General features: G+C 46.3%; 17 protein-coding genes. 10 read left to right on the top strand and 7 right to left on the bottom strand.

From position 1 onward, the window contains the following. Nucleotides 1-29 precede the first annotated feature (29 nt). The 7 genes from BCU07_RS15255 to BCU07_RS15225 all read left to right on the top strand — a co-directional run bounded on the left by BCU07_RS15255 (nucleotide 30) and on the right by BCU07_RS15225 (nucleotide 4,756). On the top strand, nucleotides 30-1,310 hold the full coding sequence (locus tag BCU07_RS15255) for an SAM-dependent methyltransferase (RefSeq protein WP_102428125.1): 1,281 nt from the start codon (nucleotides 30-32) through the stop codon (nucleotides 1,308-1,310). Continuing rightward, nucleotides 1,288-1,809, top strand: a complete 522-nt coding sequence (locus BCU07_RS15250; protein ID WP_017061278.1) for a DUF2878 domain-containing protein — start codon at nucleotides 1,288-1,290, stop codon at nucleotides 1,807-1,809. Before BCU07_RS15255 ends, BCU07_RS15250 begins: the two co-directional genes overlap by 23 nt. Before the next feature lie 3 nt (nucleotides 1,810-1,812). Beyond that, nucleotides 1,813-2,388, top strand: coding sequence for a chalcone isomerase family protein (locus tag BCU07_RS15245; protein WP_017061277.1), 576 nt, complete (start codon nucleotides 1,813-1,815; stop codon nucleotides 2,386-2,388). Then, entirely contained in the window at nucleotides 2,385-2,927 is a 543-nt protein-coding gene (locus BCU07_RS15240) for a DUF3833 domain-containing protein (RefSeq protein WP_065583946.1), read from the top strand. Before BCU07_RS15245 ends, BCU07_RS15240 begins: the two co-directional genes overlap by 4 nt. A gap of 246 nt (nucleotides 2,928-3,173) precedes the next feature. Further along, nucleotides 3,174-3,437 (top strand): hypothetical protein, encoded by a 264-nt coding sequence (locus BCU07_RS15235; RefSeq protein WP_017061275.1) that lies wholly within the window; start codon nucleotides 3,174-3,176, stop codon nucleotides 3,435-3,437. A 279-nt stretch (nucleotides 3,438-3,716) separates the two neighbouring features. Next, the gene (locus BCU07_RS15230; protein WP_017065090.1) at nucleotides 3,717-4,385 is read left to right on the top strand and encodes an SDR family NAD(P)-dependent oxidoreductase; all 669 of its coding nucleotides are present in this window, start codon (nucleotides 3,717-3,719) and stop codon (nucleotides 4,383-4,385) included. Nucleotides 4,386-4,516: 131 nt separating this feature from the next. Beyond that, the gene (locus BCU07_RS15225) at nucleotides 4,517-4,756 is read left to right on the top strand and encodes an RNA recognition motif domain-containing protein (protein ID WP_017061273.1); all 240 of its coding nucleotides are present in this window, start codon (nucleotides 4,517-4,519) and stop codon (nucleotides 4,754-4,756) included. Nucleotides 4,757-4,900: 144 nt separating this feature from the next. Here BCU07_RS15225 and BCU07_RS15220 read toward each other — a convergent pair whose 3' ends face one another. From BCU07_RS15220 to BCU07_RS15205, 4 genes are all read right to left on the bottom strand, one after another. After that, on the bottom strand, nucleotides 4,901-5,245 hold the full coding sequence (locus tag BCU07_RS15220; protein WP_017061272.1) for a ribosome recycling factor family protein: 345 nt from the start codon (nucleotides 5,243-5,245) through the stop codon (nucleotides 4,901-4,903). A 169-nt stretch (nucleotides 5,246-5,414) separates the two neighbouring features. Then, nucleotides 5,415-5,882, bottom strand: a complete 468-nt coding sequence (locus BCU07_RS15215) for an OsmC family protein (protein WP_017065091.1) — start codon at nucleotides 5,880-5,882, stop codon at nucleotides 5,415-5,417. 29 nt (nucleotides 5,883-5,911) lie between these two features. Continuing rightward, entirely contained in the window at nucleotides 5,912-6,304 is a 393-nt protein-coding gene (locus tag BCU07_RS15210; RefSeq protein ID WP_017057647.1) for a GFA family protein, read from the bottom strand. Nucleotides 6,305-6,417: 113 nt separating this feature from the next. Continuing rightward, complete coding sequence (locus tag BCU07_RS15205) at nucleotides 6,418-7,347, bottom strand: LysR family transcriptional regulator (protein WP_102428124.1); 930 nt, start codon at nucleotides 7,345-7,347, stop codon at nucleotides 6,418-6,420. 173 nt (nucleotides 7,348-7,520) lie between these two features. Here BCU07_RS15205 and BCU07_RS15200 point away from each other — a divergent pair, with 173 nt between their 5' ends. The 3 genes from BCU07_RS15200 to BCU07_RS15190 all read left to right on the top strand — a co-directional run bounded on the left by BCU07_RS15200 (nucleotide 7,521) and on the right by BCU07_RS15190 (nucleotide 10,659). Beyond that, nucleotides 7,521-8,204 (top strand): SDR family oxidoreductase, encoded by a 684-nt coding sequence (locus BCU07_RS15200; RefSeq protein ID WP_102332307.1) that lies wholly within the window; start codon nucleotides 7,521-7,523, stop codon nucleotides 8,202-8,204. 98 nt (nucleotides 8,205-8,302) lie between these two features. Then, nucleotides 8,303-9,511, top strand: a complete 1,209-nt coding sequence (locus tag BCU07_RS15195; RefSeq protein ID WP_102428123.1) for an MFS transporter — start codon at nucleotides 8,303-8,305, stop codon at nucleotides 9,509-9,511. Nucleotides 9,512-9,570: 59 nt separating this feature from the next. Further along, nucleotides 9,571-10,659, top strand: a complete 1,089-nt coding sequence (locus BCU07_RS15190; RefSeq protein ID WP_102428122.1) for an alkene reductase — start codon at nucleotides 9,571-9,573, stop codon at nucleotides 10,657-10,659. 307 nt (nucleotides 10,660-10,966) lie between these two features. On the opposite strand, the gene rlmJ is transcribed toward BCU07_RS15190, so the two are convergent. The 3 genes from rlmJ to secD all read right to left on the bottom strand — a co-directional run bounded on the left by rlmJ (nucleotide 10,967) and on the right by secD (nucleotide 14,825). Next, on the bottom strand, nucleotides 10,967-11,833 hold the full coding sequence (gene rlmJ, locus BCU07_RS15185; RefSeq protein WP_102428121.1) for a 23S rRNA (adenine(2030)-N(6))-methyltransferase RlmJ: 867 nt from the start codon (nucleotides 11,831-11,833) through the stop codon (nucleotides 10,967-10,969). A 236-nt stretch (nucleotides 11,834-12,069) separates the two neighbouring features. Continuing rightward, nucleotides 12,070-13,023, bottom strand: a complete 954-nt coding sequence (secF, locus tag BCU07_RS15180) for a protein translocase subunit SecF (RefSeq protein WP_017061264.1) — start codon at nucleotides 13,021-13,023, stop codon at nucleotides 12,070-12,072. Between the two features lie 2 nt (nucleotides 13,024-13,025). Continuing rightward, entirely contained in the window at nucleotides 13,026-14,825 is a 1,800-nt protein-coding gene (secD, locus tag BCU07_RS15175; protein WP_102428120.1) for a protein translocase subunit SecD, read from the bottom strand. Between the last annotated feature and the right edge of the window lie 64 nt (nucleotides 14,826-14,889).

Below are 14,889 nucleotides of genomic sequence, written 5' to 3'. Positions count from 1 at the left end.
TATTAGAATGAGTTATCAGCGAGGTTTACATGGAACAGCTTGCCAAACAAAACAACAATATTGAACAACAAGCTAAAGCCGTTGCTGTTTCAAGCAACTGTAAATATCGAGCTTTAATCTTCAAGGTGTTAGAAAGCCTGCAATTCGCGACGCTCGAGATCATTGAGCGCGACCAGCATTCGGTGTTCGGTGATCGAGAAGCAGACTTGAAAGGTCGAATCGTGATTCATGATGCGACCTTTTTTAGAGATGTGGTCATCAACGGCAGTATCGGCGCATCTGAAGCGTACATCGATGGTAAATGGACCAGCCCAAATCTAACGCGTGTGATTCAAATCATGGCTCGTAACCAAGCCCAATTGGATGAGCTTGATGACAAGACACAATGGATTTCTCGCATCAAAAACCTATTGCTGCGCCGTAAGAATGCCAACACCGAGCAAGGCTCTAAGCGAAATATTCTCGCCCACTACGACATTGGCAACGAACTGTATGAGCGCTTCTTAGATAGCTCGATGCAGTACTCTTCCGCAATCTACAGCGAAGACGCAGAAACCTTGTCGAAGGCTCAACAAAACAAAATGAAAACCATCTGTGAGCGACTAGAACTGTCTGAGAAAGATAGCGTGGTCGAGATAGGCACAGGGTGGGGCGGCTTAGCCATCTTCATGGCGCAACACTACGGTTGCCACGTCACCACTACCACGATCTCAGATGCCCAACATGCACTAGCTGAACAGAGAGTAAAAGCGCTTGGTTTAACCGACAAAATCACCCTGCTCAAAGAGGATTATCGCAATCTCACTGGTGAGTATGACAAGTTGGTTTCGATCGAGATGATAGAGGCGGTCGGACATGAGTATCTACAAACCTTCTTTGAAAAATGTTCCTCGCTACTTAAGCCCTCAGGCAAGATGCTGATTCAAGCAATTACTATTGCTGACAGCCGTTACGACAAATACCGCAAAGGTGTCGACTTTATTCAGAAGTACATCTTCCCCGGCGGTTGCCTACCTTCTGTTTCAGTGATGACCCAACACCTTGCGACCAGCACCGACCTTGTGGTTCAAGAAATTGATGACATTGGCCTGCACTACGCTCGAACGCTGAATGATTGGAACATCGCCTTTGAAAATAGTTGGGAAGAGCTAGAGTCTCTCGGCTATTCAGAAGAGTTTAAACGCTTATGGACCTTCTACTTCTGCTACTGTGAAGGCGCATTCAAAGAGCGCGTGATCAGCACTCACCATGTAGTCGCAAGAAAACCTCGTTACTTTGGAGCAAAAGATGAAGCGGTTTTGGATTATTAATCTCGTACTGTTTCAAGCGACCTGGGTTTGCAGTGCTTTCTTTACCGCGCAAGCCCCGTTCGTCACACCACTGATTGTAGTGGTTCACTTCCTTCTATCACCGACTCGCAGTAGCGATTTGAAGATACTCATTTTATTACCATTGGGGCTATTGCTTGATAGCCTCTTACTCCACTTCGGCGTGTTTGCCGTCGACTCTGAAATTGCGAATCAATCGTGGTTCCCGGTGTGGCTTGTCTGCCTGTGGATCATGTTCTTAATCAGTTTTAACCACAGCCTAAATTGGCTTTTAAAATGCTCGAAAGTGATCTTGTTTGTCATAGGGTTCGTAGCAGGTACTAGTAGTTATTGGGGAGGCATCAAAGCAGGTGCTCTTCTTACTACTTGGCCAGATGCATCGGTAGTTGCTGCCCTTGCAATAAGTTGGGGGATTTTGTTGCCCTTACTGGTGGCCGCCTACTCCAACTTAATACAACCTAAAATGGCAATAACGAGGTGACTTATGGCTTATCCACGCAACCCGACACAAACGTTCAAACCTGAGCGAGGTATTGTTCGCGCTCATCAGCAAGCAAAAAACACACTTCTAAGCTTTATTACTCTCCCGTTAATCTTTGCTGCGCTGTTATTTGCCGGACACGCTAGAGCCTCTGCTGTCGATGATCTGAACAAACGTGGTGAGGGTGAAATGAGTTACCTGTTTTGGACTCTCTACTCGGCAGAATTCTACGCGACTCCAACCAACTCCGAACGAGCTTTGAAGCTTGAGTATTACCGCTCTATCGATAGCAAAGACCTCGTAGACGCTACCGAAGATCAGTGGAACAAGCTTGGCTACTCTGACAGCAACATTCAACGTTGGTTGAAACCCTTGTACGCGATGTGGCCGAACGTGGAAGAAGGAAGCACACTCACGATTCGTGTCGCTGAAGATAACGTAAGTCGTTTTTATTTCGATGAACAACCGATCGGCACCATCCAAGACAAGCAATTTGGTGAAGCCTTTCTAGCGATTTGGTTGTCTGAAAACACCTCTGAACCCGGTCTTCGTAAACAACTTTTAGGTTTGAACAAATGAATCCAAAAACAACAATAATAAAATTTGCTCTGGCATTTTTTTCACTCACTTGGCTAGTGGGCTGTGGCTCTGCAAGTTTAGAAGACCATGTCGACACTACGCCAGAGCTCAAGCTTGAAACCTTTTTTAATGGCGAGCTAATGGCCTACGGCATGGTGCTAGACCGCTCTGGTAACTTACTGCGCCGCTTTGATGCCAAACTGATCGCGACTTGGGACGGTGACAACGGAAAAATAAAAGAGTGGTTCTCTTTTGCTGATGGCGAGCGCTCAACTCGCGTTTGGAATCTAATCAAAACGGGCGAAAACACCTATTCTGGGACTGCCAACGATGTCGTTGGAACCGCTTATGGTGAAACCCAAGGTTCTGCGCTGTATTGGAAATATGACTTAGAGATTGAAGTAGACGGCAGCACCTATGAAGTGGTGCTCGATGATTGGATGTTCTTAATGGACGATAAACGCTTGTTCAACAAGACTGAGATGTCTAAGTTTGGCTTTAAAGTCGGAGAGGTCATCTTATACATCGAGAAGATTTGATGTAACTGCCGTTTCTGATTCTTAGTTTTAAAACGATGACTACATCTCCAGTACGTAACAAAACAGCCCACAACGAAAATTGTGGGCTGTTTTGTTTGATCCCTCGAATAGCATACCTGCATGCTCAAGCCATTGTGCTAAGATGCGCCACCAGCATACAAATGGACTAGACTGACACTAAGCAGTCCCCATTTGTTTCGCTAAGCGTAGATTCCCTACCATGAATAATTGAAAAGGCTTTAAAGCATGAGCAAGTTGACCTCAGCGGAGCGTAAAGCTCGCGACAATGAACGTTTCTCACAACGCGTAAACGACCGCAGAGAAAAAGGTGAAGACGTAGTTGCTTACGCACTGACCAACAAAAAAGCTGTAAAATTCCTGACTAAGTCAGAGAAAAAACGTTTCAACGAAACGAGAGCGACTCTGCAAGAAGAGAAGCGAGTGAAAGAACAAGAAGAGCTTAACCGAATCGAAGACGCGTTCACGATCAAACAGTTCGACGACGAATAATCACTTATGATTACTCAAAAGCGCTGGCTCTATGCCGGCGCTTTTACTTGTTAGTTCGTTGTTTTTTAACGCTGTTATTTCTTGCTAAACCCGTCGATTCTTAACGGCTTTCCCCCACTTTCTTAGCTCAGCCTTACCGCTCGACCGATCACCCAAGCTATCAACCTATCAACCTATCAACCTATCAACCAGGCTATCGATCAACTTTAGCCATAGATCTCAGAAAATCTTAGCCTAGCCCCTTACTATCTCGAATCAACTCTACAAATTGAAGACAGTATGATTTTAATTACCGGATCAAGCAGCGGTTTAGGCGCAGCTCTCGCGAAACAATATGCTAACGCCGACGCTCAGCGCGTAGCCATTACAGGTCGCAATGCACAACGTTTAGCAGAAGTGGCGCAAGGCCTACCTGCGAATACCATTAGCCAAGCGTGTGATCTCTGTGACCCGCACTCAGTGAGCGAGTTATTGGATGCGTTACCTGAAATGCCGAAGCTGGTGATCCACAGCGCTGGCAGTGGGTACTTCGGTAAGATAGAACAGCAAGATCCAACCATCATCAGCGACATGCTGAAGAACAATATTGAGTCTTCGATCTTTTTGATTCGCGAGCTTGTACAGCGCTACAAAGATCAATCGGTCACCATCGCTGTGGTGATGTCGACGGCGGCACAAGGTGCTAAAGCGGAAGAGTCCACCTACTGCGCGGCAAAATGGGCCGTGAAAGGCTTTATCGAATCGGTAAGGTTAGAGCTAAAAGGTCACCCGATGAAAATCGTGGCGGTTTACCCTGGAGGAATGGCGACCGAGTTTTGGAATACAAGCGGTAAAGGCATGGATACCTCGAGCTTTATGACCGCGCAAGAAGCCGCTCAGATGCTACAACAGGCGTTGACCAGCACAGAGCATGGATTCGTGTCAGATATCACGATAAACCGCGGCTAGCAGGTAAACAGCTCGCTTAATCGGTAAATAGAGCGACACATTACCAAAGAAATGATTAGAGTAATTATTTGTGAGGGTGAGCATGAAAGTGTGCGACAATGCTCGGCGTAAATTCATATTCAAGGTTTATTATGAAACTTCTAGTTCGTAACCTATCGCGCTCTACCTCTGAGCAAGACATCCGTGTGCTATTTTCTGAGTTTGGCTCAGTAAAAGAGTGCAGCCTAGTTTTAGACCAAGAAACTGGCGACTCAAAAGGCTTCGCTTTTGTTGAAATGCCAGAGCAAGAAGAAGCTAAAGCGGCACTAAACAAGCTGAACTTGTCAAAGCTTGGCAAAAACACGATTCGTGTAAAAGTAGCGAACTCTTAATCGATTCAATGCTTCATCAGCCGCATGGCTTAGCTTAACAGCAGCACAGATGATAAAGCCCGTAACGATATGACGTTTTCCAGCGCAATATCGTTACGGGCTTTTTGCTGCTCGCAATTCTCTTTTCACACGATTTAAATACGCCTACAGACCTTCATGTTCATCAATAGCACGTCTTGCTTCGGCCATTGAACATCCAGATTCCATCACCAGCTGAGCCACAGTCATTGAAGGTGTAGCGGCCAACAGAGATGCCAAACACACCACGGGTTTAGGCAGCACTTTGTCGATTGCAATTGCTATCCAACCGTCTTTTTCATGGGTTAACATCGTTTTAAATTCAACGAGTTGATACTCTTGAGCGACCAACAGCCAATTACGCGAACGACGAACTCGTTTCAACTGACATCCACATTCCGCAGCATTCACCATCACTTGGCTTTTATCACTCACACGATGTACAAAACTATTCAATGGGACGCTAAACATAACTCTCTGCTAATCAATCTATTCCTACCATTCAAGAGCTCTCTACCTATCTCTCAAAACTTTCTAACTGTCACTCAATTAAAACCGTACGTAGGATTACACAGACACAAAAAAACCGCCAGTGATGCACTAAGCAACCTCGCGGTTTTTGGATGTTAACGTGTGTGGTTTACGCTTTAGTTTCTACCACAATGTCCGTTTTTACCGAGTTCGCGATAAAGCAGTTTTTGTGCGCCAAGTGGTGCAGTTTGTCGAGCTGCTTGGCGGTGGGCTTTTTGGTACCTAAAAACACAATTTTAGGGCGCAGAGTCACCTTAGTGACCGATGAGCGGCCAGATTCATCTTCTTCCAGCACACCAATCGCATCATCGACATAGGAGTCGATCACGTACTTCTGCTTTGCGGCAATGCCCAAAAACGTCAGCATATGGCAGCTAGAAAGTGCCGCGATAAACGCTTCTTCTGGATCAACATTCGCTTCCACCGAAAACGGCAGTGGCACAACATGTGGAGAGGACGAAGCAGGCACAGTGACACCACCATCGAACTCCCACGTATGACCTCGACTGTATTGATTGTCGCTAAAGACTTCATCTTCTGCTTTTTTCCAGCGAATGATCGCTCCGTATTCAGACATAATTTCTTCCCTTTTTAAAGCTCAATAAATTAACGATCAGCTGGATGATTGACACCATCGTTGGTCACCACATCACCAATATCAAAAGGATTCACCCCTTCCAAACAGCCGATGTTAAAACCGTATTCGTTTGGGCTAGAACGGCGCTGATGATGGGTATAGATACCGCAGTTTGAGCAGAAGTAATGCTTCGCGGTATTGGTATTGAATTGGTAAAGCTTGAGATGCTCTGCACCTTTAAGGATCTTGATGCCATCCAGCGCAACAGAGCCCACAATCGCTCCCCTGCGACGACAGATCGAGCAATCACAGCGGCGTGGTTTTTCTATCCCGTTAGGTAAACTGAGCTCTAGTTCAACCGCACCGCAATGGCAGGTTGCCTTGTGAAAAGGTTGGATAACCGTATCTCCGACGACTTTCATTTTTCTCTCCAATCACATCCTTATGTTGGTCGTATCATAACCAGTTCAATGTTCTCTGTCCGTACCCGGGTGTTGAGTTCGAGAGATCTGTCATGCGCTGCTTCTCGGCTAATCTAACTAGACTTTTCAACCAAATCGCCAAACCGCTCAAACAAGAAATCAAGAAACAACCGGATACGCTTGGGCTGATATTTCTTGCTGATGTACACCACATTCAAATCGGCACTCGACACCGACATCGCGGTGTTGAAGTTCTTCATGTAGCCATTAAGCAGCGTCACAAGGCGCTGGTTATTGATGTCGCCTTGCACATCCAGTACCGATTTAAGAGCAATGCCCTCGCCTTTTAATGCCCAGTAGCGAATAACTTCGCCATCGTCTGAAAATCGCTTTGGCACAACCGTCACAGCCTTCTTCATATCATGATCTTGGAAGTGCCATATCTTGAGCTCTTCATTGCTGCGCAGCATGGCTAAACAATCGTGATCAACCAAATCTTGTGGTGTTAACGGTGTTCCATGCTTGGCAAGATATTCAGGAGAAGCACACAGCACACGTCGGCTTGGTGACAAGCGTCTGGATATCAAACTGCTGTCGACCAATTCACCATAACGGACCACGATATCCATGCCAGATTCAGCAATGTTCGAGAGGTTATCGTTCAAGTAGAGGTAAGGGATCACGTCGGGATATTGCTGACAGAACTCAGAGAGAATCGGAAGAATGTACTGCTTTCCGATGTCTTTCGGCGCGGCGATTTTTAGCGAGCCTTTGACTTCTTTTACGCCATTTTGAATCAGGTTTTCGGCCTCACTGACGTTGTCTAAAATCTCCAAACATGCCTTGTGATACAGCTCCCCTGAGTCGGTCAAAGACACATGACGCGTGCTTCGATTCAACAACTTCACACCATATCGTTCTTCAAGCGCCTGCAGCCTTGCTGTCATGGTCGCAGGAGAAAGCCCTAACTCTCGCCCCGCCGCCGCTAACCCGTGATGCTTAACAATACTGACGAACATCGCCATATCTGAAAACTTATCCATACGATTCTCGCTTCCACCTCTTTGTCTTACTTCTCGATCTTAATGCTCGATTTGAATACTCAGTCACACTATTCAGGTTAACCGAATAATGAATTTATATTTTAACCAATTATCAAATTTAGTCGAATAAATATAATGGCAAACATCAACAGAACAACGCAGGAATTCAGAGCATGACTAACGAATCGACTAAACAAGAGAAACACACTTTCGTCATCATTGGTGGCACATCAGGTATCGGCAAGGCACTCGCGATGAAATTGAGAAACGAAAACAACACAGTGCACATCGCTAGCCGACATACAGGACTTGATATCAGCAATGAAAAATCAATTTGTGAATACTTTGAATCGATTGGCGTGTTTGACCACTTAATCGTAACGGCTGGCTCATCCGCTCCCGCAGGAAAAGTAACAGACGTAGCAACCGCAGACGCCAAGACAGCTTTTGACACTAAGTTTTGGGGCAGCTTAAACGTAGCCAAACATGCCGCTCGTTACATGACACCAAACGGGTCTATCACGTTCACAACTGGCATGTTGTCACGCAAAGTTGTTGCTGGTACTTACGTAAAAACCGCCATCAACGCCGCACTAGAAAGCGTAACCAAAATACTGGCGAAAGAGCTATCACCTATTCGAGTCAATGCCGTTAGCCCGGGTTTAACCATGACGGAAGCCTACAAAAACATGGACGATTCCGCTCGTACAAGCATGTACGACAACGCCAAAAACAACCTACCCGCAGGCAAGGTTGGCGAGCCTTCAGAGATAGCCATGGGTTACCTGTTCGTAATTAATAACCCATACGTCACAGGGTCAATCATCGATATCGATGGCGGCGCTCTACTCGGCTAACACTCCGCAAAGAAGCAAAGAAGCAAAGACATAAAGAACAATCGTTAGGGCGTGTATCTCACGTCCTAACAAACAAGAATTAACACAGGTACTTCACTATGAAATCAGAAGCGATCCATAAAGAAAAGATCCCATTCCAAGTTTGGATACTGACACTCGCAGCTTTTGCCATCGGCACCGCTGAGTTTGTTATTGCAGGCATCCTTCCACAAATTGCCACATCCCTTTCGATCACCGAAGGTCAAGCCGGATACCTAATCAGTGCTTACGCATTGGCTATCGTTATTGGTGGCCCGATCTTAACCATCTACCTCGCACGTTTTAACAAGAAGATGGTACTGATTGGCTTAATGGCACTGTTCATCATCGGTAATGTCTTATCAGCCCTTGCTCCTAGCTACCCACTTCTACTTGCCAGCCGTGTTATCGCAGGCTTAGTGCAAGGCCCTTTTTATGGTATCGGTGCGGTTGTTGCAACCAACTTAGTGTCTGAAAAAATGGCAGGTCGTGCCGTTGGCCAAATGTTCGCAGGCTTAACACTCGCTAACGTTCTTGGCGTTCCAGCTGGTACATGGGTCAGCTTGCAATTCGGCTGGCACACTACTTTCTTTACCGTGGCAGCACTTGGCACTATCGCGATGCTTGCCATTTTGATATCGATTAAATCGACAGGTCACAGTGAAGCGAAAGACATCAAAACTCAGCTTCTAGCGTTCAAAAATCCAATGTTACTGATCAGCTTAGCAATCACCGCTTTTGCTTGGTCTGGCTTCATGACGCTTTACGGTTACCTTGCGCCAATCGCCATGCACATCACGGGTTACAGTCAAGAATCAGTGACTTGGATCTTAGTGATTGTAGGTGTTGGCTTAATCATCGGTAACACCTTGGGCGGACGCTCTTCAGATAAAAACCTAGGCAAAGCTTCAATGTTTTGGGCTGTCGCAATGATCGTGTCATTGGTGGTGGTTGGCCTTGTGGTAGACAACAAAATCCTATTCGTTGCAGCTGCATTTATCTTTGGTATTGCATCATTTGCGAACGTCCCTGCCATGCAACTTCGAGTAATGAACCACGGTGGCGAAGGGCAAGAGCTAGCAGCAACTGCGAATATCTCAGCGTTTAACTTAGCCAATGCCTTTGGTGGATTCCTTGGCGGCATGGTACTCGACAGCCAACTAGGCGCAGGAATGATTCCGTTCGCAGCCGTTGTTGTCCCAGTGATTGGTTTGTTGCTTATTGCAAAAGCCAACCGATCTGAAAAGCCACAGAGCAACTCTATTTTCAGCCCAGCAGAAAGCAAATAACGCGACTTATCGCCCCAATAAAAAACGAAAGATCACAGCATTAAAACAAGGTAGAAACCATGAACAAATTATTCGAAGCATCAGAACTGAAAGGCCTAGCACTACAAAACCGCGTGGTTATGGCACCCATGACACGCGCTCGTACTAGCCAACCTGGAAACGTGCCAAACGACATGATGGCAACCTATTACCAACAACGCGCAAGTGCAGGGCTGATCATCACGGAAGCAACGCAGATCTCTGATGACTCTCAAGGTTACTCATTCACACCCGGCGTTTATACCGATGCACAAATCGAAGGTTGGAAGTCAGTAACAACAGCAGCAAAAGCACAAGGTGCCGCGATATTCTGCCAGCTATGGCATGTAGGCCGAGTATCACACCCTACCTTTCAAAAAGGCGAGTTACCGATTGCACCTTCTGCATTAGCTCCAATAGAAACGCAGGTTTGGATCTCTGATGAGAATGGTAACGGCAACATGGTGGATTGCATCCAACCAAGAGAGATGACCCAAGCAGACATCGATCGTGTTGTTCAAGATTTTGCTAACTCAGCGAAAAAAGCTGTCGAGGCAGGGTTCAACGGAGTGGAAATCCACGGTGGTAATGGCTACCTCATCGATCAATTCCTAAGAACCAATTCAAATAAGCGCACCGACAACTATGGTGGCAGTCGTGAGAACCGACTTCGCTTTCTAATTGAAGTCGTGGATGCGGTAATTGAAGCGATTGGTGCTGACAAAGTGGGCGTACGTTTAGCCCCATTCATCACCTTCAAAGACATGAACTGCCCAGATATCGTACCAACGATTTTAGAGGCATCGAAGGCACTTCAAGATCGAGACATCGCTTACCTGCACCTATCAGAAGCCGACTGGGATGATGCACCGGTTATCCCTGAAAGCTTCCGAATAGAGCTAAGGGAGCAATTCTCCAACACCATCATCGTTGCCGGCAGCTACACACCACAACGCGCCGAAGAAGTACTAAGCAAAGGCTACGCCGATCTCGTCGCATTTGGTCGCCCATTCGTTGCTAACCCAGATCTAGTTTCACGCCTACAAAACGGCAGCGAACTATCCGATCTCGATGGCGCCACTCTGTTCGGCGGCAACGAAAAAGGCTACATCGATTATCCAGCGTTGTAGTGAATTTGGAGGAGGTGATGGTTTCTAACCACTAGAAACATTTCCTTCAGGCAAAAGAAAGGCTCGCATGACTAGTGCGAGCCTTATGCAGTTTAGGGGGTAAACCACAATCTAGTTTAATCTTAAGATTAATTATTTAACTTATGAGCCATTATGCACTTGTGCGCATTGATATTCTATTTTTAAATGATTCACTGCAATTAATCAATCGATAAAAGTTAGCGTTTGGTCAATTTAAACCACATAAATAACAGTGATTTAGTGAACGACGTCTAGAAAATCATCATAAAATCCATAGAAATCATATTTATAGACTTCTCATTTGCCAATACCCTTCACCATTAGTCGCGAGTTGGCTGTGTAAATAATCAAGCGTATCCGCGACCGTTCCCGCAATGCCTTGGGGAGGATTGAACAACAGTAAACCACTACCGATCAGGCGATCATCACCCTTAGGATCTCGAAGGCGAAGCTCCGACTTAATCGGACTTGGCAGCAAACCATCTTTCACTGCGGTCACACAATGGTTCAAAATCAGTGAGCTCTTGTCATCCGTGTAGAGCGGGTACCAAATTAGTGCAGATACCTTCTCAGATTGCTGATACGCCTTAACCAAGGCATCAATCACCGCGAGATATTCTGAATCGGTTTCATAGGGTGGGTCGATAACAATCAGATGGTGGTTGTCATGTTTAGCAACGTCATCAGGTAACGCTTTAAGCCCATCACCTGCGCTAATCGTAAGCTTGCTTGAAATATCTAGGTTACATTGTAACTTCTCAATATTGGTTTGCAGTAAATCAGCTTCATCTTGCTGAATGTCTGAAAAATAGAAACTATCTTGGCTGCGACCTTGTTGGTAAGTGATGGCGGCAGAACCCGGATACAAAGAGATAAGTTGATTCGGATTGTAGTATTCCAGTACCGACATAAAAGAAGCGAATGCCGGAGGAAGATAAGCCTTATTGCGCCACAAGTACCCGACCCCTTCAGCAAACTCACCGGCGTGATTACTTGGTGCGGTGGTGAGGTCATAACACCCTGTACCTGAGTGCGTGTCGATAACATTGAGGCGTGAATGCTGCTGCATTAATGACTGAACAAGTGCACTCAATACTGGATGCTTCAGTGCATCACCATGGTCGCCTACATGACATTGATGTCGATATTTCATTCCCTTGCCTCATTTCTACTAACGTCATCTAAACATACTTCATATCATGAGGGCTTGCCTGCTCAATCCATCGTTTTTTGAAATAGGCTCACTTTTCTCTAACCAGTTGACTCTTATAAAAAAATAAAGCCCCTGAGCTTACTTAGGGGGCTAAGTGAGTTCAGGGGCTTTCATTATTGGTTTCGGTTAATAGCGTAAGTAAATCGGCCTACCGTGCATAAGCTAGCTTAGCTTGACTAAGGGTACTCACCCTCAACTTCTACCGGCGCTTTCACTTGGTAGTGACAAGGCTGTAGACCAAGTAACTTAGGCAGTGTGATACCTACTGAAACTGAAGACCACGTACCGCTGACAATACCTACAACCAGTGCAATCGCGAAACCTTGCAGCGCAGCGCCACCAAGTAGCCAAAGCGCAGATACGGTGATTAGGGTTGTACCTGAGGTCACCATGGTGCGTGAGAAGGTCGCTTTAACCGATTCGTTAAGCAGGTTATCAGTGTCACCATTTGGATTACCACGCAGCATTTCACGAACACGGTCGGCAATGATGATCGAGTCATTCAATGAATAACCTAAAATCGCCAACACAGCCGCTAACACAGTCAGGTTGAACTCGAACTGAGTAAAAGCGAACAGACCCAAGATAAGCGTCACGTCATAGATGATTGCGGCTAGGGCGCCGAGTGCTAAACGCCATTCAAAACGTACACTCAGGTACAGCATGATCATTAGGAAACACACCAATACCGCTAAGCCACCTTGGTCAACCATGTCTTGACCAACTTGAGGGCCAACCACGCTGCTGTTAAGCACTTTTACTTGGTCGCTAACAGAAGACAAAGCATCCACTAGGTTTGGCTGTGGAGCGTCTGTCAGTTGGCTATAACGGATTGTCCAGCGATCCTGTTCTGCCATACCAACCACTTGCACGTCTTGTTGGAAAGCTGTATCAAGTTTTGTTTTTAACGCATCTTTGGTGACTTGATCAGAGAGCTGAACCTCGGCAACCACACCACCTGTGAAGTCCAAGCCCCAGTTAAAACCTTTCACCGCCACCAGCATCACAGAGCTCATGAACAGCACAATAGATATCGCAGACATCACCTTACGAAGGCGAGTCATATTCTTATCCGAAATATAGCTATTTGAAAAATAGCGGTCTGAAATAGTCATTTTTGAAGTACTCATGCTTAAATCCTTACATCGTGGCGTTGGTCTCGCCCCCAAACCAAATTGATGATCGCTCGTGAAGCAAAAATGCCCGTAAACATACTGGTTAGAAGACCTAAGCCCAGTGTCAGAGCGAAGCCCTGAATCGGTCCATTACCAATGGTATATAGAGCCACAGCAACGATCATGGTAGTGACGTTAGCATCGAAAATTGACGAGAATGCGCTATCGAAACCACGGTCGATAGAGCTAGCAAAGCTGCGCCCTTCTTTCATCTTGTCTCGAATACGCTCGAAGATAAGCACGTTGGTGTCCACCGCCATACCAACGGTCAGTACTAGACCCGCAATACCCGGCAGAGTTAACACCGCACCCGGTAGCAGCGCAATCAAACCAAATAATGTGGTCATGTTAACCACCAATGCACAGTTCGCGACCCAACCAAGGCGGCGGTACCATAGCGCCATAAACGTTAGAGTAAGACCAAGGCCAAGAGCCAAAGCAGCAAAGCCATTCGTTACGTTTTCAGCCCCCAGAGATGGGCCAATGGTGCGCTCTTCAATGATGGTAACAGGCGCTGTTAATGAACCTGCACGTAACAGTAGAGCAAGCTCTTGTGCTTCTGCCATGCTGCCTGCACCTGTGATTCTGAAACGGCTACCCAGTTGAGATTGGATGTTCGCCACACTGATCACTTCACTGGTTTTTTCGCTGTTACCGGCTCTATCACGGCTGTATTCGCTGTAAACGGTCGCCATTGGCTTGCCGATGTTATGGCGAGAAAACTCAGACATTTTCTTACCACCAGAAGAATCCAGCGTAATGTTTACTTCTGCACTGCCCATCTCACCAATGCCACTGCGTGCATCGATAATGTGTTCACCGCTCAGCACTGCTTTGCGAGCAACCACGACACGATTACCATCTGAATCTTTCAGAGTTTGAGTATTGTGCGTTGCGTTGTCGTACACAGAGTAGAACGCTAATGAAGCCGTAGCACCAATCACGTCTTTCGCAGCTGCAGGGTCTTGTACACCCGGTAATTCGATACGGATACGGCTTTCTCCTTGGCGTTGAATCGATGCCTCAGTGATGCCTAGCTCTTCAATACGGCTGCGCATGATCTGTAGGTTTTGTTGAACCGTTAGGTTGCGTAGCGTTCTTTGTTCTTCTTCAGACTGAGTTAACGTTAGCGATTTATCTGAACGGTCACGTTGCCATTGTGGGAACTCTTCACGAATCAGTTTTTGTGCTTTCTCGAAATCGGCATCAGTACGGAAGTTAAATTCAACTTGGTTATTCACCACTTTACCGCGTGCATAACGCACTTGGCTGGTGATTTCATCGACCACAGATTGCGCTTGGGCGTGGTAAACCGGTTCCATGTCCACTTCTAACAGGAACTGCACACCACCACGTAAGTCAAGGCCTAGCTGAATCGGTGCGAAGCCCATGTCAGTCAACCATTTCGGTGCTGCTGGCTCCATCGCTAGCGCAACCGTCGCGTTATCCAATAGGCGCTCATTCAGCACCTCTTTAGCCTTCGCTTGTTGTTCTGCGTCTTCCAAGATCACGACTAAACGTTGGTCTTTTTGAAATGCCGATTTAGCTTGGATGCCTTCGCTCGCAAGGTATTGGGTAATTTGACTCGCATCGATGGTCTGTTCGGAACGATTGTTAATTTGAACCGATGCATTTTCGCCATACCAAGAAGGTAAAGCACTCAGAACCATGATGATGATGGTGGCGATAAGCACCACGTATTTCCACTTTGAGTAGTGGTTAATTTGTTTTCTTTGAATGCGTTTTTTCACAGTCAAGATCTCTTCTTTCTACCAATCACCGTAAATACGTGCTCAAAAATAGCACCAGAAAAAAGCAGTG

The sequence above is a fragment of the Vibrio sp. 10N.261.54.E10 genome (genome assembly GCF_002877735.2).
Taxonomy (GTDB): domain Bacteria; phylum Pseudomonadota; class Gammaproteobacteria; order Enterobacterales; family Vibrionaceae; genus Vibrio; species Vibrio crassostreae_C.
The sequence above is the reverse complement of the archived record's forward strand: the minus strand, read 5'-3'. Positions and strand labels throughout refer to the sequence as shown.

Excerpts from the sequence above, each read along its gene's own strand:
- BCU07_RS15235 (WP_017061275.1), top strand. The coding sequence starts at position 3,174 with ATGAGCAAGTTGACCTCAGCGGAGCGTAAAGCTCGCGACAATGAACGT.
- BCU07_RS15195 (WP_102428123.1), top strand. The coding sequence starts at position 8,303 with ATGAAATCAGAAGCGATCCATAAAGAAAAGATCCCATTCCAAGTTTGG.
- BCU07_RS15245 (WP_017061277.1), top strand. The coding sequence starts at position 1,813 with ATGGCTTATCCACGCAACCCGACACAAACGTTCAAACCTGAGCGAGGT.
- BCU07_RS15205 (WP_102428124.1), bottom strand. The coding sequence starts at position 7,347 with ATGGATAAGTTTTCAGATATGGCGATGTTCGTCAGTATTGTTAAGCAT.
- BCU07_RS15215 (WP_017065091.1), bottom strand. The coding sequence starts at position 5,882 with ATGTCTGAATACGGAGCGATCATTCGCTGGAAAAAAGCAGAAGATGAA.
- secF (WP_017061264.1), bottom strand. The coding sequence starts at position 13,023 with ATGAGTACTTCAAAAATGACTATTTCAGACCGCTATTTTTCAAATAGC.
- BCU07_RS15255 (WP_102428125.1), top strand. The coding sequence starts at position 30 with ATGGAACAGCTTGCCAAACAAAACAACAATATTGAACAACAAGCTAAA.
- BCU07_RS15210 (WP_017057647.1), bottom strand. The coding sequence starts at position 6,304 with ATGAAAGTCGTCGGAGATACGGTTATCCAACCTTTTCACAAGGCAACC.
- BCU07_RS15240 (WP_065583946.1), top strand. The coding sequence starts at position 2,385 with ATGAATCCAAAAACAACAATAATAAAATTTGCTCTGGCATTTTTTTCA.
- BCU07_RS15220 (WP_017061272.1), bottom strand. The coding sequence starts at position 5,245 with ATGTTTAGCGTCCCATTGAATAGTTTTGTACATCGTGTGAGTGATAAA.
- BCU07_RS15250 (WP_017061278.1), top strand. The coding sequence starts at position 1,288 with ATGAAGCGGTTTTGGATTATTAATCTCGTACTGTTTCAAGCGACCTGG.
- BCU07_RS15230 (WP_017065090.1), top strand. The coding sequence starts at position 3,717 with ATGATTTTAATTACCGGATCAAGCAGCGGTTTAGGCGCAGCTCTCGCG.
- BCU07_RS15200 (WP_102332307.1), top strand. The coding sequence starts at position 7,521 with ATGACTAACGAATCGACTAAACAAGAGAAACACACTTTCGTCATCATT.
- BCU07_RS15225 (WP_017061273.1), top strand. The coding sequence starts at position 4,517 with ATGAAACTTCTAGTTCGTAACCTATCGCGCTCTACCTCTGAGCAAGAC.
- BCU07_RS15190 (WP_102428122.1), top strand. The coding sequence starts at position 9,571 with ATGAACAAATTATTCGAAGCATCAGAACTGAAAGGCCTAGCACTACAA.
- rlmJ (WP_102428121.1), bottom strand. The coding sequence starts at position 11,833 with ATGAAATATCGACATCAATGTCATGTAGGCGACCATGGTGATGCACTG.